This is a genomic window from Ferranicluibacter rubi (assembly GCF_011603255.1).
Classification (GTDB): Bacteria; Pseudomonadota; Alphaproteobacteria; order Rhizobiales; family Rhizobiaceae; genus Ferranicluibacter; species Ferranicluibacter rubi.
In genome coordinates, this window is sequence record NZ_JAANCM010000001.1 from 624,728 (window position 1) to 651,138 (window position 26,411).

The 26,411-nt window shown below is 63.9% G+C and carries 29 protein-coding genes; 18 read left to right on the forward strand and 11 right to left on the reverse strand.

Annotated features, from left to right (window positions below; all coding sequences use genetic code 11):
• Window positions 1-10: 10 nt before the first annotated feature.
• Entirely contained in the window at window positions 11-340 is a 330-nt protein-coding gene (locus G8E10_RS02990; protein ID WP_110800420.1) for a hypothetical protein, read from the reverse strand.
• Between the two features lie 55 nt (window positions 341-395).
• The gene (locus G8E10_RS02995) at window positions 396-650 is read right to left on the reverse strand and encodes a GlsB/YeaQ/YmgE family stress response membrane protein (protein WP_062471330.1); all 255 of its coding nucleotides are present in this window, start codon (window positions 648-650) and stop codon (window positions 396-398) included.
• A 189-nt stretch (window positions 651-839) separates the two neighbouring features.
• On the opposite strand from G8E10_RS02995, the gene mbfA reads away from it, so the two are divergent.
• The gene (gene mbfA / locus G8E10_RS03000) at window positions 840-1,823 is read left to right on the forward strand and encodes an iron exporter MbfA (protein WP_167126708.1); all 984 of its coding nucleotides are present in this window, start codon (window positions 840-842) and stop codon (window positions 1,821-1,823) included.
• Window positions 1,824-1,870: 47 nt separating this feature from the next.
• Here the strand turns inward: mbfA and G8E10_RS03005 are convergent, their stop codons facing one another.
• Window positions 1,871-2,491, reverse strand: a complete 621-nt coding sequence (locus G8E10_RS03005) for a transglutaminase-like cysteine peptidase (RefSeq protein WP_167126711.1) — start codon at window positions 2,489-2,491, stop codon at window positions 1,871-1,873.
• 464 nt (window positions 2,492-2,955) lie between these two features.
• On the opposite strand from G8E10_RS03005, the gene G8E10_RS03010 reads away from it, so the two are divergent.
• From G8E10_RS03010 to G8E10_RS03030, 5 genes are all read left to right on the forward strand, one after another.
• A complete protein-coding gene (locus G8E10_RS03010) occupies window positions 2,956-4,305 on the forward strand; it encodes an extracellular solute-binding protein (RefSeq protein WP_110800424.1) in 1,350 nt (449 codons plus the stop codon).
• 78 nt (window positions 4,306-4,383) lie between these two features.
• On the forward strand, window positions 4,384-5,274 hold the full coding sequence (locus G8E10_RS03015) for a carbohydrate ABC transporter permease (protein ID WP_110800425.1): 891 nt from the start codon (window positions 4,384-4,386) through the stop codon (window positions 5,272-5,274).
• 7 nt (window positions 5,275-5,281) lie between these two features.
• Window positions 5,282-6,169: an ABC transporter permease subunit gene (locus G8E10_RS03020; RefSeq protein WP_110800426.1), complete on the forward strand. Its 888-nt coding sequence runs from the start codon at window positions 5,282-5,284 to the stop codon at window positions 6,167-6,169.
• Window positions 6,170-6,216: 47 nt separating this feature from the next.
• On the forward strand, window positions 6,217-7,338 hold the full coding sequence (locus tag G8E10_RS03025) for a sn-glycerol-3-phosphate import ATP-binding protein UgpC (protein ID WP_132664278.1): 1,122 nt from the start codon (window positions 6,217-6,219) through the stop codon (window positions 7,336-7,338).
• A 74-nt stretch (window positions 7,339-7,412) separates the two neighbouring features.
• Window positions 7,413-8,351, forward strand: coding sequence for a sugar phosphate isomerase/epimerase family protein (locus G8E10_RS03030; RefSeq protein ID WP_132664279.1), 939 nt, complete (start codon window positions 7,413-7,415; stop codon window positions 8,349-8,351).
• A 25-nt stretch (window positions 8,352-8,376) separates the two neighbouring features.
• On the opposite strand, the gene G8E10_RS03035 is transcribed toward G8E10_RS03030, so the two are convergent.
• Entirely contained in the window at window positions 8,377-9,177 is an 801-nt protein-coding gene (locus G8E10_RS03035; RefSeq protein WP_167126714.1) for an alpha/beta hydrolase, read from the reverse strand.
• 234 nt (window positions 9,178-9,411) lie between these two features.
• On the opposite strand from G8E10_RS03035, the gene infC reads away from it, so the two are divergent.
• On the forward strand, window positions 9,412-9,948 hold the full coding sequence (infC, locus tag G8E10_RS03040; RefSeq protein WP_110727553.1) for a translation initiation factor IF-3: 537 nt from the start codon (window positions 9,412-9,414) through the stop codon (window positions 9,946-9,948).
• Between the two features lie 102 nt (window positions 9,949-10,050).
• Here the strand turns inward: infC and G8E10_RS03045 are convergent, their stop codons facing one another.
• Window positions 10,051-11,568 (reverse strand): glycosyltransferase family 39 protein, encoded by a 1,518-nt coding sequence (locus G8E10_RS03045; protein WP_167126717.1) that lies wholly within the window; start codon window positions 11,566-11,568, stop codon window positions 10,051-10,053.
• Window position 11,569: 1 nt separating this feature from the next.
• The gene (locus G8E10_RS03050) at window positions 11,570-12,571 is read right to left on the reverse strand and encodes a glycosyltransferase (protein ID WP_167126720.1); all 1,002 of its coding nucleotides are present in this window, start codon (window positions 12,569-12,571) and stop codon (window positions 11,570-11,572) included.
• Window positions 12,572-12,716: 145 nt separating this feature from the next.
• Between G8E10_RS03050 and G8E10_RS03055 the strand changes: the two genes are divergently transcribed.
• From G8E10_RS03055 to pheT, 7 genes are all read left to right on the forward strand, one after another.
• Window positions 12,717-13,661 carry a lysylphosphatidylglycerol synthase domain-containing protein gene (locus tag G8E10_RS03055; protein ID WP_167126723.1) on the forward strand — a complete coding sequence of 315 codons (945 nt, stop codon included), beginning with the start codon at window positions 12,717-12,719 and terminating at the stop codon, window positions 13,659-13,661.
• Between the two features lie 146 nt (window positions 13,662-13,807).
• On the forward strand, window positions 13,808-14,011 hold the full coding sequence (gene rpmI, locus G8E10_RS03060; RefSeq protein WP_029620731.1) for a 50S ribosomal protein L35: 204 nt from the start codon (window positions 13,808-13,810) through the stop codon (window positions 14,009-14,011).
• A 37-nt stretch (window positions 14,012-14,048) separates the two neighbouring features.
• Entirely contained in the window at window positions 14,049-14,453 is a 405-nt protein-coding gene (rplT, locus tag G8E10_RS03065; protein ID WP_062595423.1) for a 50S ribosomal protein L20, read from the forward strand.
• 103 nt (window positions 14,454-14,556) lie between these two features.
• Window positions 14,557-15,642, forward strand: a complete 1,086-nt coding sequence (gene pheS / locus G8E10_RS03070; RefSeq protein WP_167126725.1) for a phenylalanine--tRNA ligase subunit alpha — start codon at window positions 14,557-14,559, stop codon at window positions 15,640-15,642.
• 37 nt (window positions 15,643-15,679) lie between these two features.
• Window positions 15,680-15,970 carry a BrnT family toxin gene (locus G8E10_RS03075; protein WP_110800434.1) on the forward strand — a complete coding sequence of 97 codons (291 nt, stop codon included), beginning with the start codon at window positions 15,680-15,682 and terminating at the stop codon, window positions 15,968-15,970.
• Entirely contained in the window at window positions 15,912-16,229 is a 318-nt protein-coding gene (locus G8E10_RS03080) for a BrnA antitoxin family protein (protein ID WP_110800435.1), read from the forward strand. The genes G8E10_RS03075 and G8E10_RS03080 overlap by 59 nt, the downstream gene beginning before the upstream one ends.
• Window positions 16,230-16,265: 36 nt before the next feature.
• Window positions 16,266-18,698 carry a phenylalanine--tRNA ligase subunit beta gene (pheT, locus tag G8E10_RS03085; RefSeq protein WP_167126727.1) on the forward strand — a complete coding sequence of 811 codons (2,433 nt, stop codon included), beginning with the start codon at window positions 16,266-16,268 and terminating at the stop codon, window positions 18,696-18,698.
• Window positions 18,699-18,770: 72 nt separating this feature from the next.
• Here the strand turns inward: pheT and G8E10_RS03090 are convergent, their stop codons facing one another.
• From G8E10_RS03090 to G8E10_RS03105, 4 genes are all read right to left on the reverse strand, one after another.
• Complete coding sequence (locus G8E10_RS03090) at window positions 18,771-19,808, reverse strand: CobW family GTP-binding protein (protein ID WP_167126729.1); 1,038 nt, start codon at window positions 19,806-19,808, stop codon at window positions 18,771-18,773.
• Window positions 19,805-20,101, reverse strand: coding sequence for a hypothetical protein (locus G8E10_RS03095; RefSeq protein ID WP_167126731.1), 297 nt, complete (start codon window positions 20,099-20,101; stop codon window positions 19,805-19,807). The genes G8E10_RS03090 and G8E10_RS03095 overlap by 4 nt, the downstream gene beginning before the upstream one ends.
• A gap of 1 nt (window position 20,102) precedes the next feature.
• On the reverse strand, window positions 20,103-21,002 hold the full coding sequence (locus G8E10_RS03100) for a polysaccharide deacetylase family protein (protein ID WP_167126733.1): 900 nt from the start codon (window positions 21,000-21,002) through the stop codon (window positions 20,103-20,105).
• Window positions 21,003-21,070: 68 nt separating this feature from the next.
• A complete protein-coding gene (locus tag G8E10_RS03105) occupies window positions 21,071-22,021 on the reverse strand; it encodes an aldo/keto reductase (protein WP_167126735.1) in 951 nt (316 codons plus the stop codon).
• Between the two features lie 227 nt (window positions 22,022-22,248).
• On the opposite strand from G8E10_RS03105, the gene G8E10_RS03110 reads away from it, so the two are divergent.
• The gene (locus tag G8E10_RS03110) at window positions 22,249-23,235 is read left to right on the forward strand and encodes a Gfo/Idh/MocA family protein (RefSeq protein WP_167126737.1); all 987 of its coding nucleotides are present in this window, start codon (window positions 22,249-22,251) and stop codon (window positions 23,233-23,235) included.
• Between the two features lie 64 nt (window positions 23,236-23,299).
• Here the strand turns inward: G8E10_RS03110 and G8E10_RS03115 are convergent, their stop codons facing one another.
• Entirely contained in the window at window positions 23,300-23,563 is a 264-nt protein-coding gene (locus G8E10_RS03115) for a spike base protein, RCAP_Rcc01079 family (protein ID WP_132445549.1), read from the reverse strand.
• A gap of 160 nt (window positions 23,564-23,723) precedes the next feature.
• On the opposite strand from G8E10_RS03115, the gene xseA reads away from it, so the two are divergent.
• The 3 genes from xseA (at window position 23,724) to G8E10_RS03130 (ending at window position 26,398) form a co-directional block, all read left to right on the forward strand.
• Window positions 23,724-25,292: an exodeoxyribonuclease VII large subunit gene (gene xseA / locus G8E10_RS03120; protein WP_167126739.1), complete on the forward strand. Its 1,569-nt coding sequence runs from the start codon at window positions 23,724-23,726 to the stop codon at window positions 25,290-25,292.
• Window positions 25,293-25,360: 68 nt separating this feature from the next.
• Window positions 25,361-25,996: an NAD(P)H-dependent oxidoreductase gene (locus tag G8E10_RS03125; RefSeq protein WP_167126741.1), complete on the forward strand. Its 636-nt coding sequence runs from the start codon at window positions 25,361-25,363 to the stop codon at window positions 25,994-25,996.
• Between the two features lie 51 nt (window positions 25,997-26,047).
• Complete coding sequence (locus tag G8E10_RS03130; RefSeq protein WP_110727572.1) at window positions 26,048-26,398, forward strand: MarR family transcriptional regulator; 351 nt, start codon at window positions 26,048-26,050, stop codon at window positions 26,396-26,398.
• Window positions 26,399-26,411: the final 13 nt, after the last annotated feature.

The following is a 26,411-nucleotide window of genomic DNA, read 5'->3' on the forward strand; positions in this document are numbered from 1 at the left end:
GCGGCTGAAATCAGTGCTTCAGCTCGGGATAGGCCGCATCCACATCAGATGCGTCGCTTCGCGTATCGTCATAGCCTTCGAGCGTCACCGAGACGGCATCGTCCACATCCAACCCGCCTTCGCGGCGGACGGGAATGCGGTCGCCATTGGCGCGCACGAGGGTCGCCTCGCCCTTGAAGCCCTGGTTTAGCAGCCAGTCGCGCGGTGCGTTGAGGCGGATGCGCACTTGACGCGATTCGTCCTCTTCCCGGGCGACGACAAGTTCGTACGTCACGGGCGCCGTCTGCCCGTTGATTTCCAGCTTGCCCTGACCGTTGCCTTCGGCAGCGAATGTCAGCATGTTGATCTCCTAGAAAAGGTCGCGGTTCGTTACGCCTGCCGCCCTGTTACGCCGCTTAGCGACGCACCATGCGCCCGATGGCGATGAGAATGCAGGCACCGATGAAGCCGGTGATCAGGTATGCGATCCAGCCCGCACCGAGCGATACGCCGATAGCGGCCAGGATCGCGTTAAGCACGACGGCACCGATGATGCCGAGGATGATGTTCATGAACACGCCCATATTGGACTTCATGAACTGTTCTGCGAGCCAGCCGGCAAAACCGCCGATGATGATGGCTGCGAGCCAGCCTACGCCGTTTACGTCCATTGTTATTCTCCGTGGGTTCAATGATTTCGAATTGCCCAAGTGAACGTGATGCGTGCGGTTTTGTTCCCTGCCAAGTCCCGCCCCGTAAGCTTTGGTTCTGCGCAATCTCTTGGAACGCGTTTGCACATTCGCGCTTGATCTTGTCGGCAAACGGTCTAGTTTAGAATTATTCTAAATTCAGGACCGACCATGCTGACGAGCTTCTTTTCCCGTTCCCGCCGCGCCTTCGACAGTTTGAGCGAGCAGGAAATCCTGGCGCTTGCGATCTCTTCCGAAGAGGACGATGCGCGGATCTATCTTGCCTATGCCGATCACCTGCGCGCCGCCTATCCTGCTTCCGCCAAGGTGTTCGAGGACATGGCGACGGTCGAGCATACGCACCGCAACATGCTGATCGACATGCACCGCCGGCGGTTCGGGGAGCGGATCCCGCTCATTCGCCGCGAGCATGTCAGCGGCTTCATCCGACAGAAGCCCGATTGGCTGCAGCGCAGCCTGACGCTCGACCAGATGCGGCGCGAAGCCGAGGCGATGGAACGGCAGGCGCAGAACTTCTATCATGAGGCGGCCAAGCGCGTCGTCGATGCCGAGACGCGAAAACTGCTCGGCGACCTCGCACTGGCCGAAGAGGGTCACGAGGACATCGCCCGCATGCTCGGCGCGCGGCACGCACCCAAAGACGTCAAGGCCTCGGAGGACGACACGGCACGGCGGCAGTTCGTGCTCACCTATGTCCAGCCGGGGCTCGCGGGCCTGATGGACGGGTCCGTCTCGACACTGGCCCCGATCTTCGCCGCCGCCTTTGCGACGCAGGATACCTGGCAGACCTTCCTCGTCGGCCTTTCGGCCTCCGTCGGCGCAGGCATTTCCATGGGCTTCACGGAAGCGGCGCATGACGACGGCAAGATTTCCGGGCGCGGTTCGCCGCTGAAGCGCGGTCTCGCCTGCGGCATCATGACCGCCGTCGGCGGCCTCGGCCACGCTCTGCCCTACCTGATCCCGGATTTCTGGACCGCAACCACACTGGCCGTCGCCGTCGTCTTCATCGAACTCTGGGCCATCGCCTTCATCCAGAACCGCTTCATGGAAACGCCGTTTTTACGCGCGGCTTTCCAGGTCGTGCTGGGCGGCGGGCTGGTTCTGGGAGCGGGTATTCTGATCGGGAACAGTTGAGGCGCCATCAGGCGCCTCAACTGTTCCTTCCCGGCTATTGTCGCGCGTTACCGCCCGACCGAACCCACGACGATTTCGGCACCGTTTTCGATGGTGACCCAGCGGCCCGTGTTGAACGAGGCCTGGCGCTTGAGGAAGCGGTAGGGGGTCTTGGTCCAGAGCTTCACGTCGTCGTCGAGATTGTCAAGGACGAAGTCGCCCTGGGCGGTGCGCACGGTCAGGACCGCGTGGCCTTCGCCGTCCGGCTTGCGCACGACGGTGATCAGCACGTCCGCCGGCGAGAAGCCCTTTTCCATGAGACGCTTGCGCTTGAGAAGAACGTAATCCTCGCAGTCGCCGGCGGTTTCCGGATAGGCCCAGACCTCGTCCCGGCCGTAAAGCTCGAGATCGGTCATCGGCGTGATCTCGTGGTTGGTATCGGCGTTGACGGCGCGGATGACGGACCAGCCATAGGCGGTCACGCGGGGTGCGGGCGTCGAGCGGGTGCGGATGTCGCATTCGGCGGCGTGCGTCTTGCAGAATTCGTAGTGGCCGATGGGCTGGGACGTGATGGCGCCTGTCTGCATGGACAGTGCGGTCGCCGAGAGCGCCGGTACGGCGGCACCTGCCGATACGAGAAAGCTCGCGAGCGCGAAGACCATTCCCTTGAGCCCCGTCATCTGTGCCATGCACATCCCCTGTGGCGCAGGGATGCCTTCGCCGCAAAGCATGCGACGTCCGGTCCCCGCTCGAAAAATGACAACAACGCCGGTTTCGCGTCTTGAAGGCTGCGCGCACCGCTCTAATCGTTAACAGAAAGTTAACAGCCTCCTTCCCCCTGCGTCAATCTGAAGATTTGGGGATCGATTCATATGGTTAAAATTGGAGGCAATTCGGCATCACCTCCTCCATGCCGTTGAAATGACGCCTCTTTTTGAGGGATTAAGTTCCCATTGGGAAAGGTTAACACTGCCTTCCCGCGGTTTTTCGGGCATTTGCCGGTTTCGAGTGCGCTGCACTGCGTCATTTTCGACCGTCATGATTCCGTAAACAAACCGACGCCTGACTGTCATGCCCGGCTGCTAGCAGCGGCGAGGATTTATCCGAGGCCTTGAGCCCGGATAGGCCTTCACGTCCCTGCAAGAGGCACAAAATGAAAATTTCCGTTCTGACATCCGTCCTGGCGGGCCTTCTGGCCGCCACCACCCTCACCGCCACGACCACCCCGGCCCACGCGGAAAAGACCAAGTTCGAATTCTGGTACGGCCTGTCGGGCGATCTCGGCGAGCGCGTGCAAGAAGCCTGCTCGAAGTTCAACCAGTCGCAGGGCGACTTCGAGATCGTCTGCACCTCGCAGAACGGCTACGATACCACGCTGCAGAACACGATCGCGGCCTACCGCGCCAAGAAGCAGCCGGCCATCACCCAGATCTACGATGCCGGCACGCTGGACCTGATGCTGTCCAAGGCCTTCATTCCGGCCAAGACGCTGATGGCCGACAACGGCTACACGATCGACTGGAACAACTATTTCGGCGGCATCGCCAATTATTACGCGACCGCTGCCGGCGAGCTGAACTCCTTCCCGTTCAACTCCTCCACCGCAATGTTCTATTATAATGCCGACGCCTTCGCCAAAGCCGGCATCGATTTCAAGCCGGACACCTGGGAGCAGGTCGAAGAGGCCGCGCGCAAGCTGAAGGCTGCCGGCTACGAATGCCCGATGGGCATGAGCTTCGACACCTGGGCGACGATGGAGCAGTTCTCGGCTATCCACAACCTGCCGATCGCGACGCAGGCCAATGGCTACAAGGGTCTCGATGCCGAAGTCGTCTTCAACAAGACCAAGTTCGTCGATCAGGTGAAGTTCCTGAAGAAGCTGGCCGACGAGAAGCTGGTGGTGATCAAGACCAAGCAGCTCGGCATGGACGTCGTCCCCGCCTTCACCTCGCAGACCTGCCAGATGATCCAGACGTCGATCGCCGACCACGGCACGATCGGCAAGACCCTGCCGGAAGGCGTCAAGTGGGACGTCGCCATGCTTCCGGTCTGGAAGGGCACCGAGCGGCAGAACTCGCTCGTCGGCGGCGCTTCGCTCTGGGTCATGGCCGGCCTTCCGGATGCCCAGTACAAGGGTGCCGCAGCGTTCCTCAACTATCTCGGCACGCCGGAGATGGCGCAGTGGTGGTCGACGGTCACCGGCTACATCCCCGTCACCAAGACCGGCTTCGACGCCATGAAGGCCAACGGCTTCTACGACAAGGCGCCCTACAAGGGTCGTGAACTGTCGATCGCCAGCCTCACCTACACACCGACCTCGGAGAACACCCGCGGCATCCGCCTCGGCGGCTTCACGCAGATCCGCAAGGAAGTCGGGACCGCGCTCGAAGCGATCTTCATGCAGAACGCCGATGTGCAGACCTCGCTCGACCAGGCTGCCGAGCGCAGCAACACCATCCTGCGCCGCTTCGAAAAGACCTATGCCGGCCAGACGCTGAACTAAGCGCTCCCCACCGTCATCGAGCCTGCCGCGTCCTGCGGCAGGCTTTCCTGCCGTCTGCTTACTTTCAGGTTCCCCATCATGGACAAACGCGCCGTCTTTCGAAGCTGGTGGCTTCCGACCGCCTTCGCCCTGCCGCAGCTCGCGCTGATCGCGCTGTTCTTCTATTGGCCCGCCGTCGCCGTCGTCCGCTGGGCCTTCACGCTGGAGCCGCCCTTCGGCGGGTCTGCCGAATTCGTCGGCCTTGCCAATTTCCGCGACGTGTTCGCCGATCCGCTCTATTGGAACTCGGTCGTCGTCAGCCTCACCTTCGCGCTGGCCGGCACGCTCAGCACCATCTTCATCGGCCTCGTGCTGGCGCTGGCCGTGGACCGGCAGCTGCCTGGCTCGGGCGCGGTGCGCTTTCTCTACATCCTGCCTTACGCGATTGCCGGTCCGGCCGCGGGCATGGCCTTCCGCTTCATCCTGTCGCCCGAACGCGGGCTGATGGCCTCGGTGAATTCCGCCTTTCCCGATTTCTGGAATCCCGCGAAATACGGGAGCCACGCGCTGATCCTCGTTATCGTCGTGTTCGCCTGGAAATGGGCCGGCTACACCTTCATCTTCCTGCTCGCCGGCCTGCAGTCCGTGCCGAAGTCGCTGACCGAAGCGGCCGCGATGGATGGCTCCGGGCCGGTCCGCCGGGCGATCGACATCCAGATCCCGATGCTGGCGCCCACCCTGTTCTTCCTCACCGTCATCATGATGACCGAAGGCTTCGTCGGTGCCGACACCTACGGCATCGTTGCCCGCACGACGGATGGCGGCCCCAACCACGGCACCGACGTCATGGTCTACCGCATCGTCGAGGAAGCCTTCCGCGGCCTCAACTATTCCGGCGCCTCGGCCCAGAGCATCGTGCTCATCGGCCTCATCATGATCTTCACCTTCATCCAGTTCCGCTTCGTCGAGCGGCGCGTGCATTACAAGTGAGACGACCGTGATCCAGCGCACACCCTATGCCGACGCCTTCACCTACGTGCTGATGGCGCTTGGCTTTCTCCTTCTCCTCGGTCCCTTCGCCGTCATCGTCGCCGGCGCCAGCCAGACCGTGCAGCAGGTCAATGCCGTTCCCTTCAACTTCCTGCCGCAGAACCAGCTGATCGTGAATATTACGGCAGCCTGGCAGCGGGCGGATCTCGGCACGGCCATGCTGAACAGCTTCATCATGGCAAGCATCGTCACGTTCGGCAAAGTCGCGCTGTCGGCGCTCACCGCGTTCTCGATCGTGTTCTTCCGCACCCCGCTCAAGCACTTCTTCTTCTGGATCGTGTTCATCACGCTGATGCTTCCCCTCGAAGTGCGCGTGGTCCCGACCTATGCGGTCGCCGCGGACCTGTTCGAGCCGATCCGTCTTCTGATCGCCTGGGTCACCGGCATCACGGTGTCGATCGAATGGAACCTGCTGAACTCCTATGCCGGGCTGACGCTGCCGCTGGTCGCAACAGCCACCGGCACCTTCCTCTACCGCCAGTTCTTCATGACCCTGCCCGACGAACTTGCCGAGGCTGCCCGCATGGACGGGTCGGGGCCGGTTCGCTTCTTCATCGACATGCTCATCCCCCTCTCGCGCACCAACATGCTGGCGCTGACCACCATCATGTTCGTCTACGGCTGGAACCAGTATCTCTGGCCGCTGCTGATGATCACCGATCCCGCCTACAAGACCACCATGATGTCGCTCGTCGCGTTGCTGCCGGCCGAGAACGGCACGCCGGACTGGAACGTCACGCTGGCCGGCTCGCTCATCATCATGCTGCCGCCGCTCCTCGTCGTCGCGGTCCTTCAGCGCTGGTTCGTGCGCGGCCTCGTCTCCAGCGAAAAATGACATTTCGGCGCTGAAAAGCAGCCACTCCAAACAGAAAGGCTTCACCCATGGCTGACATCACCATCCGGGCCGTCCGCAAATCCTACGGCAAGACCGCAACGCTGCACGGCATCGATCTTGCCTTTGCCTCCGGCGAATTCGTCGTCATCCTCGGCCCCTCCGGCTGCGGCAAGTCCACGCTGCTGCGCATGATCGCGGGGCTGGAGGACATCACCGGCGGCGAGATCGAGATCAACGGCCGGGTCGTCAACAAGCTCGAACCCCGCGAGCGCGGCTGCGCCATGGTGTTCCAGAACTACGCGCTCTATCCGCACATGACGGTGGCCGACAATATCGGCTATGCGCTGAAAGTGGCGGGCGTGCCCAAGGCCGAACGCCGCGCGCGCATTGCCGAGACCGCCAAGATCGTCGGGCTCGGCGACTATCTGGAGCGCAAGCCGGCGGCCCTTTCGGGCGGCCAGCGCCAGCGCGTCGCCATGGCCCGCGCGATCATCCGCGAACCCGGGGTCTTCCTGTTCGACGAGCCGCTGTCGAACCTCGACGCCACCCTGCGCGTCACCATGCGGGCCGAAATCCGCAAGCTGCATCAGCGCCTGTCGGCCACCTCCGTCTTCGTCACGCACGACCAGGTGGAGGCGATGACGCTGGCCGACAAGCTCGTCGTCATGAACAAGGGGCATGTGGAGCAGGTCGGCCAGCCGCTCGACATCTATCACCGCCCGGCCAGCACCTTCGTCGCCTCGTTCATCGGCGCGCCGCCGATGAACCTCATGGACGCCCGCATCGACGCATCCGCCACGGTCGCCCGCCATGAGCATCTGGCGATCCCGATCTCCTCCGCCATGGCCGCGGCCCTTGCCGGTCGCGACGTGACGCTCGGCATCCGCCCGGAAGAATGCCGCGTGGTGCCGGCGGGCGAGGGCCTACCGGCGCGGGTCGATTTCGTCGAAGAGCTCGGCTCGGGACGGATCGTCCATGCCGCCTTCGGCAGCCGCATCTTTGCAGCCGCCATCCCGCTTGATATCCGTGTTGCGTCCGGCGACCTGATCGGACTGGCCCTGCCGCCCGCCCAGCTGCACGTCTTCGACCGGGAAACCGGACGTCGCCTCGACGTGACGCATTCGATAGGGCGATACGAGCCTGTCCGCCAGGCTGCGGAAGCCGTTTGACCGATACACATCATCGCGGCGGGTGTCGTCGCGATGGCAGACCGATTTCAACAGACGATGAGGACGATTGATCCATGAGCGACATCATTTCCGCCGTTGGCTTCTGCAACCGCACCGGCAAGGGCGACCTGTCGGTGCTCGACGCCTCGCTGCGCGAGATCGCCGAGACCGGCGCCAATGCCTGCGAGATCGGCATCTATGGCGAGGAGATCATCGCCGGCGGCCGGATCATCGAGGATCGTACCCGGCGGGTCGTCGATATCGTGCGGCCCTACGGCTTCCAGAAACTCTCTTTGCACGGGCAGATCATCTCCAACTTCATGGACCGCCAGCATCTGCACCTGCAGAAAAAGGTGGTTCGGGCGATGCTTGAGCTCTGCGACCGGCTCGGCGCCGGCATTCTCGTGCATCATTCCGGTGCCGCCCTTCTCGGGCCGGATGAGAACGGCGCGGATCTCGACCGGATGGAGCGCGATGCACTGGCCGAAATGGGCGAGATCGCCCGCGGCTACGGCGTGCGCATCGTGCTGGAAAACATCTTCACCACGGAAAGCGGACAATACCGCCAGACGCCGAGCCAGGTGGCCGAGACGGTGCGGGCGATCGGCTCCGACAATGTCGTGGCGCTGATCGACTTCTCGCATGCCTATATCGAATCGACCTTCAAGGGGCTCGATTTCCGCGACGAGCTGCGCGCCATGGCGCCGGTCACCGGACATCTGCACGTCCATGACAGCTTCGGCCTGCCCTCGACGAAGAAGACCTTCTACCATCCGGCGGAAGCCACCGCGCTCGGCATCGGCGACCTGCATCTGCCGATCGGCTGGGGCGATATCGCCTGGGAGGAGATCTTCTCCGAGCTGACCTTCCTGCCCGACACGACGCTGATCATGGAAATCGACTCCGGCCGCTTCCTCGACCAGCAGCCGGCCTGCCTGCAGAAGGCCCGCACGCTTGCGACGCTCGTCAACGACCGCGCAGCGGCCACGGCACGCGAAGCCCTGAGGGCCTGAATGTCGGGGCGGGCCTAGCCCGCCGTCAAGCCGTCGTCAGCCCGTCGATCGCCGCGAGGATCCGCTCGATGTCCTCGGGTCGAGACAGGCGGTGATCGCCGTCGCCGATGAGCGTCATGACGACGTCGTCGGCCGGCAGATGTTCCATCAGCTTCAGGGCATGGGCAAAGGGCACATCCGGGTCCGCCATGCCCTGAAGAATATGGATCGGGCATCCCGTCTCGATCATGCCGGAGAGAACCACGTTCGCACGCCCATCCTCGATGAGGGCCGAAGTGAAGACGTTGGCGTCGGGGCCGTAGGGCGTCGGCTCCTCGAAATAGCCGCGCTCGGCAAGCGAGGCCCGCTCGGCGTCCGTCAGGTTCGGCTCGATCAGGTCCACCGTGAAATCCGGGGCCGGTGCGATCAGCACGAGGCCCTGGATGCGCTGCCCATCGCCCCGGGCCCGCAGGGTCTGGACGGCCCGTAGCGCGATCCAGGCGCCCATGGACGAGCCGATGAGGATCATCGGGCCGCGGACGGCGTGGTCGATCACGGCGAGGCTCTCCTCCAGCCAGCGCGAGATGGTGCCTTCGCGGAATGCGCCGCCGGACGCGCCGTGGCCGGAGTAATCCAGCCGCAGGCAGGCACAGCCGGTTTCGCGTGCATGACGCTCGATCTCCACCGCCTTGGTGCCGCTCATGTCGGAGCGGTAACCGCCGAGCCAGACGAGGGTCGGCTTCGTCTCTTCCGTGGCGGGTTGGAGGATGTAGGCGATGCGCCGTTCAGCGCCGTCCCTTCCGACATCGAGGGTCTCCGGCTGGACAAGCTGGGGGGTAAGCGACATATCCGTTCCTTCCAAGACGACGTATTCGGGCCAAGGCGACGTATTCGGGCGAAGAGGCGGCCGAAATTCTTCTAAAACAGATTTTGCGGGCGCATGACAGGTGGTGATTTTCTTTCCGACCTGTGGTAGAGACGTCGCCTCAAACGATCCAGACAATCCCGCGGCCAGCGCCGCCTTCGGATCCTGCCTCGTCTAACATCAAAACGTCGTCAACAACTCGAGGAGAGTACGACCATTCGCAGACCTTTCAAAAATGATGCCCCGGTCAAGGACGGCCCCCGTTCCAACAAGGAGATCCGCGTTCCCCGGATCCAGCTGATTGATGCCGAGGGCGGCAACCAGGGCATCGTGCCGACCGACCAGGCACTCCGCATGGCAGAGGAATCCGGCCTCGATCTCGTCGAGATCTCGCCGAACGCCGAACCGCCGGTGTGCAAGATCCTCGATCTTGGCAAGATGAAGTACGCGACCCAGAAGAAAGCCGCCGAAGCCCGCAAGAAGCAGAAGATCATCGAGATCAAGGAGATCAAGATGCGTCCGAACATCGACACCCACGACTACGAGGTGAAGATGCGCGCGATGAACCGCTTCTTCGAGGAAGGCGACAAGGTCAAGGTGACGCTGAAGTTCCGCGGCCGTGAAATGGCGCACCAGGAACTCGGCATGAAGCTTCTGCTTCAGGTCAAGGAAGACACCACGACCATCGCCAAGGTGGAAGCCGAGCCCAAGCTCGAAGGCCGCCAGATGATGATGGTGCTCGCCCCGAGATAAACTCCGGGCGGGACGCGCTGCCGGGAAACGCCCGACCAGCATTCAAAAGCCGTCCGCGACGCTGTCCCGGACGGCTTTTTCATGGGGTTTTCCGGGGTGCCTTCACCGTGCCGGCGGATACACCCACGCATAGCGGACATGATAGAGATCCCCCGGCCGGCCGTAGTGATAGGGCAGCGCGATGTCGTGTGCCTCGATCGGATCGGCGGAGGCACCGGTGGCGGCGCGGATATAGGCGTCGTGCCAGCCCTGCAACAGCGGCTCCAGCGGCGCATCCGCTTGCCCCTTGTCGCGCCACACCATCAATAAGGGATGCTCGGCATCGAAGGTCACCGGCGGCTGGAAGGCCTCGTAGCCGGGGATCATCACCGGAATACCCGGCGCGTTGAGGCGAAGGTTGCCGGCCATCTGCAGTTCGGTGGTTGCAATCAGCGTCGGGCGGTGGCGACCGGTCGCCAGAATCGCCTCGATCGCCGGCTGGTAGGGAACGTTGATCTTCTTGTAGTCGCCGGTCAGCCGTGCCGCGGGCACGCGCGCGAAGAGCACCAGGGGAACGACGATCATGAGGAGAAGGGCGATCCGGCCGAAGTGCTTCGGCGCCGAGCCGAGCGGCTGATCCAGAAGGTCGATCTTCAGCGCGAGATAGACCGGCAGCAGGAAGAAGAACGGCGTCAGCCACCGATCCTTGATGTGGGAGGCGCCGCCGATCAGGACGAGCAGCACGAGCGCTGCCACGAGAATCAGAAGCATGCGGCCGATCAACCGCGACCAGGAGCTTTGGGTGCGCCACGCGGCGCGCAACTGCCGGCCGAACACGGCGGCAAACACACCGATCGTGACGACCGAAAAGGCGATCAGGGCCTGCGCGAGCGAGATCAGGCCATCGCCGATTTGGTCCAGGCGGCCGTCATCACCGTCCTGCATCAACTTGCCGAGCGTCCGATCCGTCGCCGTCCGGAGATGCTCGATGAACCACAAGCCGTGCGGCGTCACGATCGCGACGGCGATAACGGCCGTCAGAACCAGCCGCATGTCGAAAAGGCGCCGCCGGAAGACGGGATCGAGCAGGACGGCGACGAGAGCCGCGACGGGAAGCAGGACGAAATTGTACTTGGCGATGACGCCGAGCCCGATCGCGAGCCCCGTCAGCGCATAATGGCCGGCCGTCGGCTGCTGCAGGGTGGCGACCAGCGCGTAGACGAAGAGACAGGCGGCAAAGAGCACGGCCACCGTATGCGTCAGGTCGCGCTGCGCCTCGAAGACGATCTGCGGCACGGTCAGGAGCCCAAGCACGGCGATGACGACGAGAACGGGATTGCGGATGATCCGCGCCGCCGTCATGCCCACCAGCCCGTAGCAGGCAAACAGCATCGCATTCTTGAGAAGCGACAGCGCCAGCACGGTATCGCCCAGCATCTGGACGACGCCGTATTGCAGCCAGTTGTAGAACGGCGGCTGGCTGTCATAGCCGACGGCCAGCCACTGCGCGAGAAACAGCTGCTGGCCCTCGTCGAGCTCCAGCGAAGATGGCAGAGCGAGACGGAGCGCGATGTTGACGAGAAAATAGAGGGCCAGCAGTCCGGTGAGCCACCCGCGACGACGCGACAGTGCTTCGATCACGTCAGTCGTCCCGGCCGTGAACACGGCGCACGATATAGTTGGTTTCCCCGACCTGCATGCGCGCCAGCATCTCCGCCACGATGCCGGTGGTGATCATCTGCACCGCCGCGATGAAGAGCATGACGGCAATGATGAACATCGGTCGTGTGCCGATATCCTGCCCCAGCACGAACTTCGTCCATGCGAGATAGACGAACATCAGGCTGCAGACGGCGCCGAAAACGAGGCCGATGGAGCCGAAGAACTGGGCCGGGCGCTGGCGAAAGCGCATGAAGAACAGCACCGACAGGAGATCGAGAAAGACGCGGAAGGTGCGCGAGATCCCGTATTTGGATTCGCCGAACTGGCGGGGATAGTGGTTCACCACCATCTCGCCGATGCGCGATGTCGGCACGACGGTCGCGATCCAGGCGGGAATGAAGCGATGCATGCCGCCGAGAATGCGGATCTGCCGGAGAATGTCCGTGCGATAGAGCTTCAGGCCGCAGCCGTAATCATGGATGTGCACGCCGGTGATCTTGCGGATGAGCCGGTTTGCAAACCAGGACGGGATCAGCCGCAGGACGAGCCCATCCTGCCGCGCTTTGCGCCAGCCACAGAGAAGATCGAGACCGCGCTCTTCCAGAACAGTGACCATGTGCGGGATATCGTAAGGGTCGTTCTGAAGATCGCCGTCGAGCGTGACGAGCAGGCGCCCCCGCGCCACGTCGATGCCCGCTTGCAGGCCCGCCGCCTTGCCGAAATTGCGCTGGAACTCGACGATCCTGAGATCGAGCCCGGGCCGGGCGAATTCCTTGTGCAGATTGACCAGCGTCCCGTCTGTCGAGCCGTCATCGACGATAATCAGCTCCCAGGGCTTGCCAAAATCCCGCATCGCATCGCAGATCTTGTCGAAAAGCGGCGGAATGCTCTCCTCTTCGTTGCAGACCGGAATGAGGATCGAAAGCTCGACCTCGCCTGCGGTCTCGGCACCGCTCTGTGTTACTGACGTGGATTCCCGCACGTGGCGCTCCGGATATATCTGGTTTTCCCCGCGCTTCCGTTATAGCAGGCGCCCGCAGGGAGCAATCCACAGCGCGCGGCGGCATGTTGCCGCAAGAACGGCCTTGGGGGACGAGAGCGTGCAAACGTCAGGAAAATACAACCGAATGCTGGTGATTACCCTTGGCGTCGTCGGTCTCTATGCCGCCTTCCTCCAGTGGTTTCTGGGATGGGGCGAGATCCTCTCGCGGTGGCGAACGGTGGGGCCTGGAACAGGCACCATGGCGCTGGCGCTGCTCGTCGCGACCTATTTCATTCGCACCCACCGCATGCAGGACTATTTTCGCCACGAGACCCACGGCCGCTTTCTCGCACTTTTCCGGGTGACGCAGATCCACAATCTCCTCAACATCATGATGCCGCTGCGCACCGGCGAGACCAGCTTTCCCCTGTTGATGCGCTCGGAATTCGGCGTGCCGCTGGCGCGCGGTGCCTCGGCGCTCTTCGTCCTGCGCCTGCTCGATCTCCATGCCCTCCTTGCCGCCGGCGGCATGGGACTGGTCGCGACGGCCGAGCGACCCGTCGTCGCGGGGACGCTATGGGCGCTCTTTCTCGTGCTGCCCCTTCTCCTGTTTCCCTTGCGCAAAGGCCTCGTCAGGCTTGCGAAACGGCATCTTCCGGCAAAACTTGCACGGGTGCCGGCAAAACTGATACGGGTGATCGACGAGATCGATGCCGGCATCCCCGCCGATCTCGGCGCTTTCGGCCGCGCCTGGTTCCTCACCGTCGTCAACTGGGGCATCAAGGTGGCCGTGCTCGCCTGGGTTCTCGCGCTGATGGGCGTCTGGCCGCTTTCGGCAAGCGTCGGGGGTGCGCTGGGCGGCGAGATCTCCTCCGTTTTGCCCGTCCACGCACCCGCAGGGGTGGGAACCTACCCGGCCGGCATTGCGGCCGGCGCCGCAGCGCTCGGTGCATCCCGGGCGCCGGACGCGCTGGAGACGCTCGCCAGCGCTAGCGTCAACACGCATCTGCTGATCGTCGTCTCCGCCCTCGTCGGCACCGGGCTCTCGCTGATCCTGCCGTTTCTGGCGGGCGGACGCCCCCGCGGATGAGAATCCCATGGCCGGACTGTTGCTCTTTGCCCGTCCTGCGGTTATAAGCCGCCGTCCGAACGGTCCGGCAGGGCATGCCGTGGCCGTTCTTTTACGCTCGAGGCGACCTCGTCAGTCACCTCACATAATCAGAATGGAGTAGCAAAATGCCCAAGATGAAGACGAAGTCCTCTGCCAAGAAGCGGTTCAAGATCACCGCGACCGGCAAGGTCGTAGCAGCTGCCGCCGGCAAGCGCCACGGCATGATCAAGCGGTCCAACAAGTTCATTCGCGACGCCCGCGGCACGATGGTTCTGGCCGAGCCCGATGGCAAGAAGGTCATCAAGAACTACCTGCCCAACGGTCTCTGAGACGTCTGGCACTATTGGATTTTAAGGAGATCATACCATGGCACGTGTAAAGCGCGGCGTAGCCGCTCACGCAAAGCATAAAAAAGTTCTCAAGGCAGCCAAGGGTTTCTACGGCCGCCGCAAGAACACGATCCGTGCAGCCAAAGCTGCTGTCGATCGTTCCAAGCAGTTCGCTTACCGCGACCGCAAGGTCAACAAGCGCAATTTCCGCGCGCTCTGGATCCAGCGTATCAACGCTGCCGTCCGCGAGCATGGCCTGACCTATGGCCGCTTCATCGATGGCCTGAACAAGGCCGGCATCGAAGTCGACCGCAAGGTTCTGTCGGACATGGCCATCCATGAAGCCGCTGCCTTCGGCGCGCTCATCGAAGCCTCGAAGAACGCCCTGTCCTACCTCAAGGACGCCGGCACGAAGAACGAGTTTGAAAGCGCGGTCAAGTAAGCCAGCGCTTCCCTGACGACTGAAGACTTTGGGAAACCCGCGCTGGCAGGCTAGCGCGGGTTTTTCCGTTTTTGAACCGCCCCATCGACAAGGCAGAAGACGAATGAGCGACCTCGACACTTTGCAAAGCACTCTTCTCGGCGAGATCGCCTCTGCCGACAGCGAGGCCGCGATCGAGGCGGTGCGCCTTTCCGCACTCGGCAAGAAGGGTTCGGTTTCCGAGCTGCTGAAGACGCTGGGCACGATGACGCCGGAAGAACGCCAGACCCGCGGCGCGGCCATCAACGCGCTGAAGGGCGTGATTGGCGAGGCCATTTCGGCCCGCAAGGCGGACCTCAAGGATGCCGCCATCGCCGAGCGTCTTGCGCGCGAAACCGTCGACGTGACCCTGCCGGTGCGCGCCTCCCCCGCCGAGCGTGGCCGCATTCACCCGATCAGCCAGATCACCGACGAGATCACCGCGATCTTCGCCGACATGGGTTTCTCGATTGCGGAAGGTCCGGACATCGAGACGGACTATTACAATTTCACCGCACTGAATTTCCCGGAAGGCCACCCTGCCCGCGAAATGCACGACACGTTCTTCTTCCCGCCGGACGAAAGCGGTGCGCGCAAGGTGCTGCGCACGCATACCTCGCCCGTGCAGGTGCGCACCATGGAAGCCCAGAAGCCGCCGATCCGGATTATCATTCCCGGCAAGACCTACCGGCAGGATTCCGACGCGACCCATTCGCCGATGTTCCACCAGGTCGAAGGCCTTGTGGTCGACACCAAGGCGAACGTCGCCAACCTGCGCTGGGTTCTGGAAGAGTTCTGCAAGGCCTTCTTCGAGGTCGACAGCGTCACCATGCGCTTCCGTCCCTCGTTCTTCCCCTTCACCGAACCGAGCTTCGAAGTCGATATCCAGTGCGACCGCTCGTCGGGCCCGATCGTCAAGTTCGGCGAGGGTACCGACTGGATGGAGATCCTCGGCTGCGGCATGGTGCACCCGAACGTGCTGCGCGCCGGCGGTCTGGATCCCGATGTCTACCAGGGTTTCGCCTGGGGCATGGGCCTCGACCGCATCGCCATGCTGAAATACGGCATGCCGGACCTGCGCAACTTCTTCGACGCCGACGTCCGCTGGATGTCCCACTACGGCTTCCGCCCGCTCGACATGCCGACGCTGTTCGGGGGCTTAAGCGGCTGATTTTTTCGTGGCCACAAATTGAGATGTGTGGTAGATCATGGAACTGGAGTGGGACGAGGAAAAGCGACAGAAGAACCTGCGGGAGCGGGGAATCGATTTCGCCTCCGCGGCTTCGATGGATCCGTCATCGGTCCTGACTGTCATCGACAGCCGCTCCGATTACGGCGAGACGCGCTTCATCGTCTTCGGGTTCATTGAGGCGCGCCTTCATGTTCTCTGCTGGACTCCGAGAGACGGCAGGATGCGGGTTATATCTTTAAGGAAAGCCAATGAGCGTGAACAGAAAGCCTATTTCGACGCTTCCGGATCACCTTCCCCCTCTCACTGACGAGGACGGCGAGGTTCGCGAGATCACGGCCGAAGACCTGCTGCATTTCCGCCCTATGAAGGACGCCGTACCTGACATTCTCGAAGCCTTGGAACGATCCCGTGGCCATAGAGGACCACAGAAGGAACCGGTGAAGGAGCGCGTTGGTCTGCGGCTCGATCACGCTGTGGTAGAGCATTTTCGCCGAACCGGACCAGGCTGGCAGAGCCGGATCAATGCCGTGCTGGCGGCGCATGTGAAGGCAAATAAGAATTCTTGATATCCGGGCCGGGACCGGCCGCGAAGGAAACATGGCATGAAATTCACCCTCTCCTGGCTCAAGGACCACCTTGATACCGACGCCTCGCTCGACGAGATCTGCACGCGCCTGACGGCGATCGGGCTTGAGGTCGAGGATATCGACGACAAGGCGGCGTTCAAACCCTTCGTCATCGCCAAGGTCCTGTCTGCCGAAAAGCATCCGCAGGCCGACAAGCTCAAGGTGCTGATGGTGGACATCGGTGCCGGGCAGCCTGTGCAGGTCGTCTGCGGCGCGCCGAATGCGCGCGAGGGGCTCATCGGGGCGTTTGCCGCACCGGGCGCCTATGTGCCGGGGATCGACGTAACGCTCTCCGTCGGCAATATCCGCGGCGTGGAAAGCCGGGGCATGATGTGCTCGGAGCGCGAGTTGCAGATGTCCGACAGCCATGACGGCATCATCGACCTGCCGGCGGATGCGCCGGTCGGCACGAGCTTCGCCGCCTATGCCGGTCTCGACGATCCGATCATCGAGATCAACCTGACGCCCAACCGGCCGGATTGCACGAGCATTCACGGCATCGCCCGCGATCTCGCCGCCTCCGGCCTCGGCACGCTGAAAGTGCGGCCGGCACCCGCGTTTTCGGTTCAGGGCGAAACACCGGTCAAGGTCAGCCTCGACCTCGGCACCGATACGCATCTCTGCCCCGGCTTCTCGCTGCGTCTCGTGCGCGGCGTGAAGAACGGGCCGAGCCCGGCCTGGATGCAGAAGCGGCTGCTGGCCATTGGCCTCCGCCGCATCAACGCGCTGGTCGATATCACCAATTACATGACCTTCGACATGGGCCGGCCGATGCATGTCTTCGATGCCGCCAAGGTGAAGGGCGATCTCACCGTGCGTCGCGCCGTGGAAGGCGAGACCATTCTTGCGCTCGACCAGCGGACCTATACGCTGACGCCGAACACGGTCGTCATCGCCGACGAAAACGGTCTGGAATCGATCGGCGGCGTGATGGGCGGCGAGCATTCCGGCTGTGACGAGACCACCACGGACGTGCTGATCGAGTCGGCCCTGTGGGACCCGATGAACATCGCCCGCACCGGCCGCAGCTTGGGGATCATCACCGATGCGCGCTATCGTTTCGAGCGCGGCGTCGATCCGGCCTATATGGTGCCGGGCCTCGACCGCACGACGGAACTCGTGCTGGAACTGTGCGGCGGCACGCCGGCCGAGGCCAACATTGTCGAGGGGCCGAAAACCGCTCCGAAGACCGTCGATTTCCCGGTGTCCGAGGTCAAGCGCCTGACCGGGCTGGAGGTCAGCACTGACGAAAGCGTCGCGATCCTGCGCGGCCTCGGCTTTCCTGTTAAGGATGGTGCGGAAGCCGAGCGGTTCACTGTCACGGTTCCTTCCTGGCGTCCCGATGTGGATGGCAAGGCGGATCTGGTCGAGGAGGTCATGCGCATCCACGGGGTCGATCATATCCGGCCGGTCCCGCTTGAGCGCGATGTCTCGGTCAACACGCGCATCCTCACGACGCTGCAGATCCGCACGCGGCTGGCCAAGCGCGCACTTGCCGCCCGCGGCATGCTGGAGGCCGTCACCTGGTCCTTCATTCCCAAGGCGCAGGCGACTCTTTTTGGCGGCGGCGCTCCGGCGCTGGCCCTGTCGAACCCGATCGCAGCCGATATGTCGGACATGCGGCCCTCGCTGCTGCCCGGCCTGCTGACGGCGGCCCAGCGCAATGCCGACAAGGGCTATGGCGACGTCGCGATCTTCGAGGTGTCCGGCACCTATGAAAACGACCGGCCCGAGGGGCAGCGCCGCGTGGCAGGCGGCATCCGTCGCGGCACGGCGAGCCTTGCCGGCGCCGGTCGTGCCTGGTCGAATGCCAGCCGCGGCGGCGGCAAGCCGGTGGATGTCTACGACGCCAAGGCCGATGCGCTGGCGGTGCTGGAAGCTTGCGGCGTGCCCATGGGCAATGTGCAGATCGAGGCCGGCGCACCCGGCTGGTTCCACCCGGGCCGCTCGGGCACCATCAAGTACGGCCCGAAGATCACGCTCGGTTATTTCGGCGAGTTCCACCCGAAGACGCTGGAGGCACTCGACGTATCGGGCGCGCTCGCCGGCTTCGAAGTGTTCGTGGATGCCCTGCCCGAGCCGAAGAAGAAGGCGACCCGCACCAAGCCGGCGCTCGAGCTCTCGCCGTTCCAGGCCGTGAAGCGCGACTTCGCCTTCGTGGTGGATCGCGCGGTCGAAGCGGCCGCCATCGTCAAGGCAGCCTCGGGCGCCGATCGCAAGCTGGTCGCAGGCGTCACCGTCTTCGACGTCTTCGAAGGTGCCGCGCTCGGCGAGGCCAAGAAGTCGGTCGCCGTCGAGGTTGTCATCCAGCCGGCCGACCGGACGCTGACGGACGAGGATTTCGAGGCCCTGACTGCCAAGATCGTCGCCAACGTCACGAAGACCACCGGCGGCGTACTGCGCGGATAAGCACAGTGCCAGAGCGCTGACGCCACCACCTCAAGCCTTCGGCGAACCCGGTTCGCCGAAGGCTTTTTCATGTCACAGGCTTGCCGGAATGGCGGTGCGGACTTCGGCTTGCGTACCCACGAAGGCGGCAAAGGAGCGCTGGAGATCGCCCAGATCACCATCGGTGATGAGCACCAGCAGGCTCGCCTTCTCGCACGGCCATTCGGCTAGATGAAAGGGCGGGTGGATCAGATGCTGGACGCCGTGCACCACGACGGGGGACGCAGCGCCCTCCACGTCGAGAATCCCCTTCAGCCGCAGGATACGCGTGCCGTGGCGATGGACCAGTAGGGACAGCCACAGTGAAAAGCGGGCCCAGGCGATGGGGCGATCCATCGTCAGCGACAAAGCGCGGATCTCGCCGTGGCGGTTGCGGTCCTCGCTCCCGTGGCGGTGATCGGCATGCCGGGCGGAGGCCACCCATCGCCGCGCTTCCGCCGGCCGTGAGGCGAGGTCGTGGATATCCTGCGTCAGCAGAGCGGCGACCGTGCCGCTGTCGTCACCCGATGTCACGACGGCGGCAGGGTTGATCGCCGCCACGGCCGCGCGCAGCGCATGGCTATCCTCGGCAGACCCAAGATCGGTCTTGGTGAGGATTATGCGGTCGGCGAGCGCCACCTGTCGGGCCGCCTCCTCGAAGGTCTCAAGATTGTGCAGGCCGTTCGGCACGTCGATAACGGTGACGACATTGCCGATGGCGAAATGATATTTGAGCATCATGTCGGCGGCGAGCGTCGCGATGATCGGCGCGGGGTCGGCAAGACCCGTCGTTTCGATGACGAGGCGGCGGAAGGGCGGGATGTCGCCACGGGCGCGACGTTCGAACAGCGCGAGCACGGCGTCCTTCAGATCGCCGCGGACGGTGCAGCAGACGCAGCCGCTTTTTAAAAGCACGATATCGCCATCGACCTTCTCCACCAAGAAATGATCGAGGCCGATATCGCCGAACTCGTTGATGATCACGGCGGTGTCGCCAAGGTCCGGCCCCGACAGCAGCCGGTTGAGCAGCGTCGTCTTGCCCGCGCCGAGAAAGCCGGTCAGCACATTGGCGGTGATCAGGTCCCGCGTCATCCCGCGCCTTCCAACCGTACCATCACGCCAAGGTCGAGCGGATCGAAGCGGCCGCCGAGGCTGTCGGCCGCCGGCCACAAGGCGCCGAGGTGATCGACCACGACGCTCTTCCCCGTCGGCCCGCGCAGCACGAAACGATCGGCCCAGACCGACAGCTTCAGGCCACGGGCGCCAAGCACCCGGTTGGCGGCCGCCGCTTGTCGCATGCGCTCCGCAGCCGGCATGACGAGCGCCACGTCGCCGCCCTGGCTCCAGTGGTCGGCATTGGCGAAGGCACCACAGAGGCCGCACATATCAGGGCTTCGGCCGCTCCGTGCCCGACTGTGGGAAGCGGGTGGCGAAATCCTGCGCGATCTCCTCCATCGTCACGAATTTCACCCCCTCATAGCCTTTCAGCGTCTCGAACAGGCGCTCGTGCATCTTCAGCACATGCGGCCGGCCGGAGACGTCGGGGTGGATGGTGATCGGGAAGACGGCGTAGTCGTAATTCTCGTAGACCCACTCGAACTGGTCGAGCCATTGCTGTTCCAGATCGCGCGGGCTGACGAAGCCATGGCTGTTGGGCGCCGCCTTGATGAACATCATCGGCGGGAGATCGTCGAGGTTCCAGGATGCGGGGATCTCGATCAGGTCCGTCTCCGGACCGGCGACATAGGGCTTCATCCAGGTCGAGGGATGCTGCGAATAGTCGATCTTCGTCCATTCGTCGCCAACGGTGACGTAATAGGGGAAGTGGTCGTTGTGCATCAGGGAGTGGTCGTAGAGGATGCCCTTCTCCTTCAGCAGAGCGTTGGTCTTGGAGCCGAACTCCCACCACGGCGCAACATAGCCGCGCGGCGGCCTGCCGGAAAGCTGCGTGATCAGATCGACGCATTTGTCGAAGATCGCCTCTTCCTGCTCCGGTGTCATGGCGATCGGGTTTTCATGGCTGTAGCCATGCATGCCGATTTCGTGGCCGGCATCGGCAACCGCCTTCATCTCGTCCCAGAAGGTCTCGATGGAGTGGCCGGGAATGAACCAGGTGGTCTTGATGCCCCATTTCTCGAACATCTTCAGCAGGCGGACGCTGCCGACCTTGCCTGCAAAGACACCACGCGAGATGTCGCAGGGGCTGTCCTCGCCGCCATAGGAGCCGAGCCAGCCTGCAACGGCATCCACATCGATGCCGTAGGAAACGAAGATCTCTTTTGCCATTGCCGTTCCTTATCCGAAGCGCGTCGAAAACGTCAGCTTAGACAGGCACGCCTGCGCGTCAACGCTTTCTATTCACTCGCTTCGTTGAGCCGCTGGCAATCCTCCTCGGAGAGATCGATATCGGCGGATTTCGTCAGGCTCTGCAGCTGTTCGAGGCTCGTCGCGCTCGCGATCGGCGCCGTGACACCGCGGCGGGCCATGATCCAGGCCAGCGCGATTTCGGCCTGCGTCGCCTGCTTCTCCGCCGCGATCTCGTCCAGCGCACCGAGAATGCGCATGCCGCGGCCATCGAGATATTTCTCGACACCCTTGCCGCGCGCCTTGCCTTCGAGGTCCTTGTGCGAGCGGTACTTGCCCGAGAGGAAGCCGGAGGCGAGGCTGAAGTAAGTGATGACGCCGATCTCCTCCGCGATGCAGAGATTGCGAAGCGCGCCGTCGAAGCTCGAACGGTCGTAGAGATTGTATTCCGGTTGGAGCACGTCGTAGCGCGGCAGGTCATTTTCCGCGGCGACGTCGAGCGACTGGCGCAGCTGGCCCGCATCGAGGTTGGATGCGCCGATCGCGCGGATCTTGCCCTGCTTCACGAGCGCATCATATGCGCCCAGCGTTTCCTCATAGGGCGTCTCGGCATCCGGCCAGTGCGAGAGGTAGAGATCGATATGGTCGGTGTTCAGGCGCAGCAGCGAATCGTCGACGGCCTTGCGGATCCACTTTTCCGAAAGCCCCTTCTGCCCCTCGCCCATGTCGGAGCCGACCTTGGTGATGATGACGATCTCGTCGCGCGGGCGCTTCGTCTGGCGCAGCCATTTGCCGATGATCGTCTCGGACTCGCCGCCTTGATTGCCCGGCACCCAGGCGGAATAGACGTCGGCCGTGTCGATGGCGTTGAAGCCGGCATCGAAGAAGGCGTCGAGCAGGCGGAATGACGTCGTCTCGTCGGCGGTCCAGCCGAAGACATTGCCCCCGAACACCAGCGGCGCGATCGACAGCCCCGTACGGCCCAGATTTCTCTTTTCCATGAAAACTCTCCGGTTTGGTCTCGCATTACGAGGGTTCGGCCGTAGCCCAGCCTTCGACATAGGGACGCCCGACGCCGACTGACAGGGTCGGCACGGCAAAAGGTACGATGGGCCATCGGAAAACGGAACCAAAAACATGGGGGAAGCGCGGCGATCCGGAAGTGGCGAGACAGACAGTCCGCCGCTCTCGTGGCATAGTCCCGCGCAACATCAGGGAGAAGCATTGCATGTTGAGATTCGGAATTCTGTCGACCGCCAAGATCGGTCGCGATGCGGTCGTTCCCGCCATCCAAGACGCAGAAAACTGCGTCGTCACCGCCATTGCCAGCCGCGACGGCGCCCGCGCCCGCGCCATGGCCGACCGGTTTTCCGTGCCGCACGCCTTTGCAAGCTACGAGGAGATGCTGGCCTCCGACGTGATCGACGCCGTCTACATCCCTCTGCCGACCGCCCAGCATGTGGAGTGGTCGATCCGCGCGGCGGAAGCCGGGAAGCATGTGCTCTGCGAAAAGCCGATCGCCTTGAAAGCGCAGGAGATCGACCGGCTGATCGAGGCGCGCGACCGCACCGGCGTGCTGATCTCGGAAGCCTATATGATCACCTACAGCCCCGTCTGGCACAAGGTCCGGGCGCTGCTCGCCGAAGGCGCGATCGGTCGGCTGCGGCATGTGCAGGGCGCATTCACCTATTTCAATCGCGACCCGGCGAACATGCGCAACATTCCGGAACTCGGCGGCGGCGGCCTTCCCGATATCGGCGTCTACCCAACCATGGCGACGCGGTTCTCGACCGGCATCGAGCCGCAGCGGGTGCAGGCGACGACGGAACGCGATGCGACCTTCGGCACCGACATCTATTCGAGCGTTCGGGCCGATTTCGGCACGTTCGAGCTGTCCTTCTACATCTCGACCCAGCTTGCGGCCCGCCAGGTCATGGTGTTCCACGGCGACGAGGGCGTGATCGAACTGACTTCGCCTTTCAATGCCGAGCGCTATGGGCGCCAGGAAGTAGTTCTGACCAACCAGAACCACAGCCAGTCGCAGCTTTTCCGCTTCCAGGACACGCGCCAGTACAAGCTTCAGGCCGAAGCCTTTTCGCGCGCGGCCACGGGCGGCAAGGATGACGTGGTGACGCTCGAAAACTCGCGCGCCAACCAGGCCTTCATCGACGCGATCTACCGCGCCAGCGACAAGGACGGCTGGGAAGCCGTCTGAGGAGCATTGTCCGACGCCGAAGCGGGATCGCTTCGGCGTCGGACAATGCGGCAAGAACAAGAGGCTAGACGAGCCCGACGAGGCTTGATGCCGTGGTGCCGGTCGCAAGGATGCGGTCGGCCCGTAGCGGCAGCAGCGTGCCCTGGGGGACGCCGGCCAGCGTGACCAGAGCGCCGGACTGCATGCGCAGCGCGAGCGCGCCACCGGCGCCCACGTAGATCGCCCGTGTCGTCTCGGGCAGGTCGGTGCCATCGGTGGGCGTGATGGCGAAAGCATGCGTAGCGGGGCTCGAAAGGGAGCCTGCCGTGTGGGCGAAACGGTCGGTCATGGTTCTGTCGTCCTTCTCTCGGGTTCACGTTGGTGTTTCGCCGACAGAGTGCCGCAGGACGAGACGGCGGGGAAAACGAAGACGATATTTTCCGCCTGAACGCCGCGTCCGGTCATCGGTGCATCTGGTCTTCCGTGCGGGCGCGCGTCACAATGGCGGCATGAGCTCTTCCTTCGATGCCGATTCGCCGTCAAACCTGTGGGAATATTCCGTTTCCGAGCTGTCCGGCTCGATCAAGCGGACGATGGAGCAGACCTTCGATCAGGTGCGCGTGCGCGGCGAAATCTGCGGCTATCGCGGCCCGCACTCCTCGGGCCACGCCTATTTCGGGCTGAAGGACGAACGCGCCCGCATCGATGCCGTGGTCTGGAAGGGCACGATGGGCAAGCTGCGCTTCAAGCCCGAAGAGGGCATGGAGGTGATCGCGGTCGGCAAGATCACCACCTTCCCGGGCTCGTCCAAATACCAGATCATGATCGAGACGCTGGAGCCGGCAGGTGCCGGCGCGCTGATGGCGCTTCTGGAAGAGCGCCGGCGCAAGCTTGCGGCCGAAGGCCTGTTCGAGGAAAGCCGCAAGCAGCTCCTGCCGTTCATGCCGCGCGTCATCGGCGTCGTCACCTCGCCCACCGGCGCCGTCATCCGCGATATTCTGCACCGCATCGCCGATCGTTTCCCCGTGCATGTCGTCGTCTGGCCCGTCAAGGTTCAGGGCGAAGGCTCGGGCGACGAGGTGGCGGCCGCCATTCGCGGCTTCAATGCGCTGGAGGCAGGCGGGCCGATTGCGAAGCCGGACGTGCTGATCGTCGCGCGCGGCGGCGGCAGTCTCGAAGACCTCTGGGGCTTCAACGACGAGGCTGTGGTGCGGGCCGCGGCCGCCTCCGATATCCCGCTGATCTCGGCCGTCGGGCACGAGACGGACTGGACGCTGATCGACCACGCGGCCGACCGGCGCGCACCCACGCCAACGGGTGCCGCGGAAATGGCTGTGCCGGTGCGCGCCGATCTCGAAGCCACGCTCTCCGCGCTGACCGCACGGCTGCGCGGTGCTGCTGGCCGGCACATGGACAATCGCCGTCATTCCCTAAGGGCGCTTGCGCGCGCGCTGCCCTCGCTCGATCAGGTGCTCGCTCTGCCCCGCCGCCGCTTCGACGAGGCGGCCTCCGGGCTCGTTCGCGGGCTGGTGTCCAACACCGCCGACAAGCGCCGCAGCTTCGAGCGCGTCGGCGCGCATCTTCGCCCCGATATGCTCGCCGCCCGGATCAACGACCGCCGCCAGCGGCTTCTTGAACGCATGGTGCGCGCGGAGCGCAATGTCGAGCGGCTGATCGCCCGCGCCGGTACGCGCGTGACATCTGCGGATGCGGCACTGCGCAGCCTGCCCGTGCGGCTGCTCTCGCAGATCCATCGCTCGGCCGACCGCCTGCACGGCCTGTCGGGCCGCGCGGATGCCGCCGTCATCGCCGAGCTGCGCCGCGCCCGCAGCGCCGTTACGGCGCAGGACCGCGTGCTGCAGTCGCTGTCCTACCAGAACGTGCTCGCCCGCGGCTACGCGATCGTCCGAGATGCGGACGGTGCACCGGTCAAGGCCGCCGCCGCCCTCTCCACCGGTCAGAACGTGGCGCTGCAATTTGCCGACGGCACGGTCGGTGCGATCACCACCGAGGGAACGCCGGCGAAGACCCGCAAACGCGGCAGCGCGGAACCGGCCAAGCAGGGCAGTCTTTTTTAAGTCGGGACGCGGGTATGGGCCTGAGTTCCCGCAAGCGGATGCGACGACGAACAGCACAGGGGTATTCGATGCATTTCCTTCTCGTGCTCGCCCATCCGCTGCCGGAGAGCTTCGCTTGCGCCGTGGCCGACACCGCGACACGGGCGCTGGAGGCCAATGGCCACAGCGTCGATCGTCTCGACCTCTATGCGGAGGACTTCGACCCGCGCCTCAGCCGGACGGAGCGAAGCGGCTATTTCGACGATCCCTATGACGCCACCGGCGTCGGTGCGATCGTGGACAGACTGTCTGCGGCCGACGGGCTGATACTCGTCTTTCCGCAATGGTGGTTCAATTTCCCGGCCATTCTCAAGGGCTTCTTCGACCGTGTCTTCGCGCCGGGCATCGCCTTCACCCATGACGCGGCGGGCGGGCGGATCATCCGAAAGCTGACCAATATCCGGCTGCTCCATGCCTATACGACCACCGGCTCGCCGTGGTGGATCGCACGCCTCGTCATGGGCGATCCGGTCCGCCGCCTGCTGCGGCGCGGCATCGCGCCCTTCTGTGCCAAGGGCGTGGACTTCCAGATGCTGTCGCTGCACGACATGGACCGGGCGACGGACGCCCGGCGCCGCGCCCATCTCGACCGCATCGCGCGGCGCCTGCACCGAATCGGGCCCCTGAACGCGATCGTGAATGTAAATGCGAGAACGCTTCCGTAACGATTTTCCGGGACAACTTGGATCCTGTTATCCGAGAAACCCCGAGGGATCATGCCGGTCGAACTGTCCGCAACGCAGGCGCTGACGCTCTGGCACACGGTCTCGCTCGATCAGGTGCGCGTGGAGAGCGGCGACCTGACGCTGCGGCAGATGGCCATTCTGCTCCATATCTACCTCGTGCCGCCGCCGCATACGGTGCGCGGCCTTGCCGCGACGCTGGGTGTGACCAAGCCGGTGATTACGCGGGCGCTGGACACGATGGGCGAGCGCGGGTTGGTGGAGCGGGTGCGCGACGACCGCGACCGGCGCAACGTCGTCATCAAACGCACCGTCACCGGCGCACTCTATCTTGAAAAGCTTGGCGATCTGATCATTGATCGTGGCCGTAGACTGTCGCTCTGATCCTCTTTCCCAA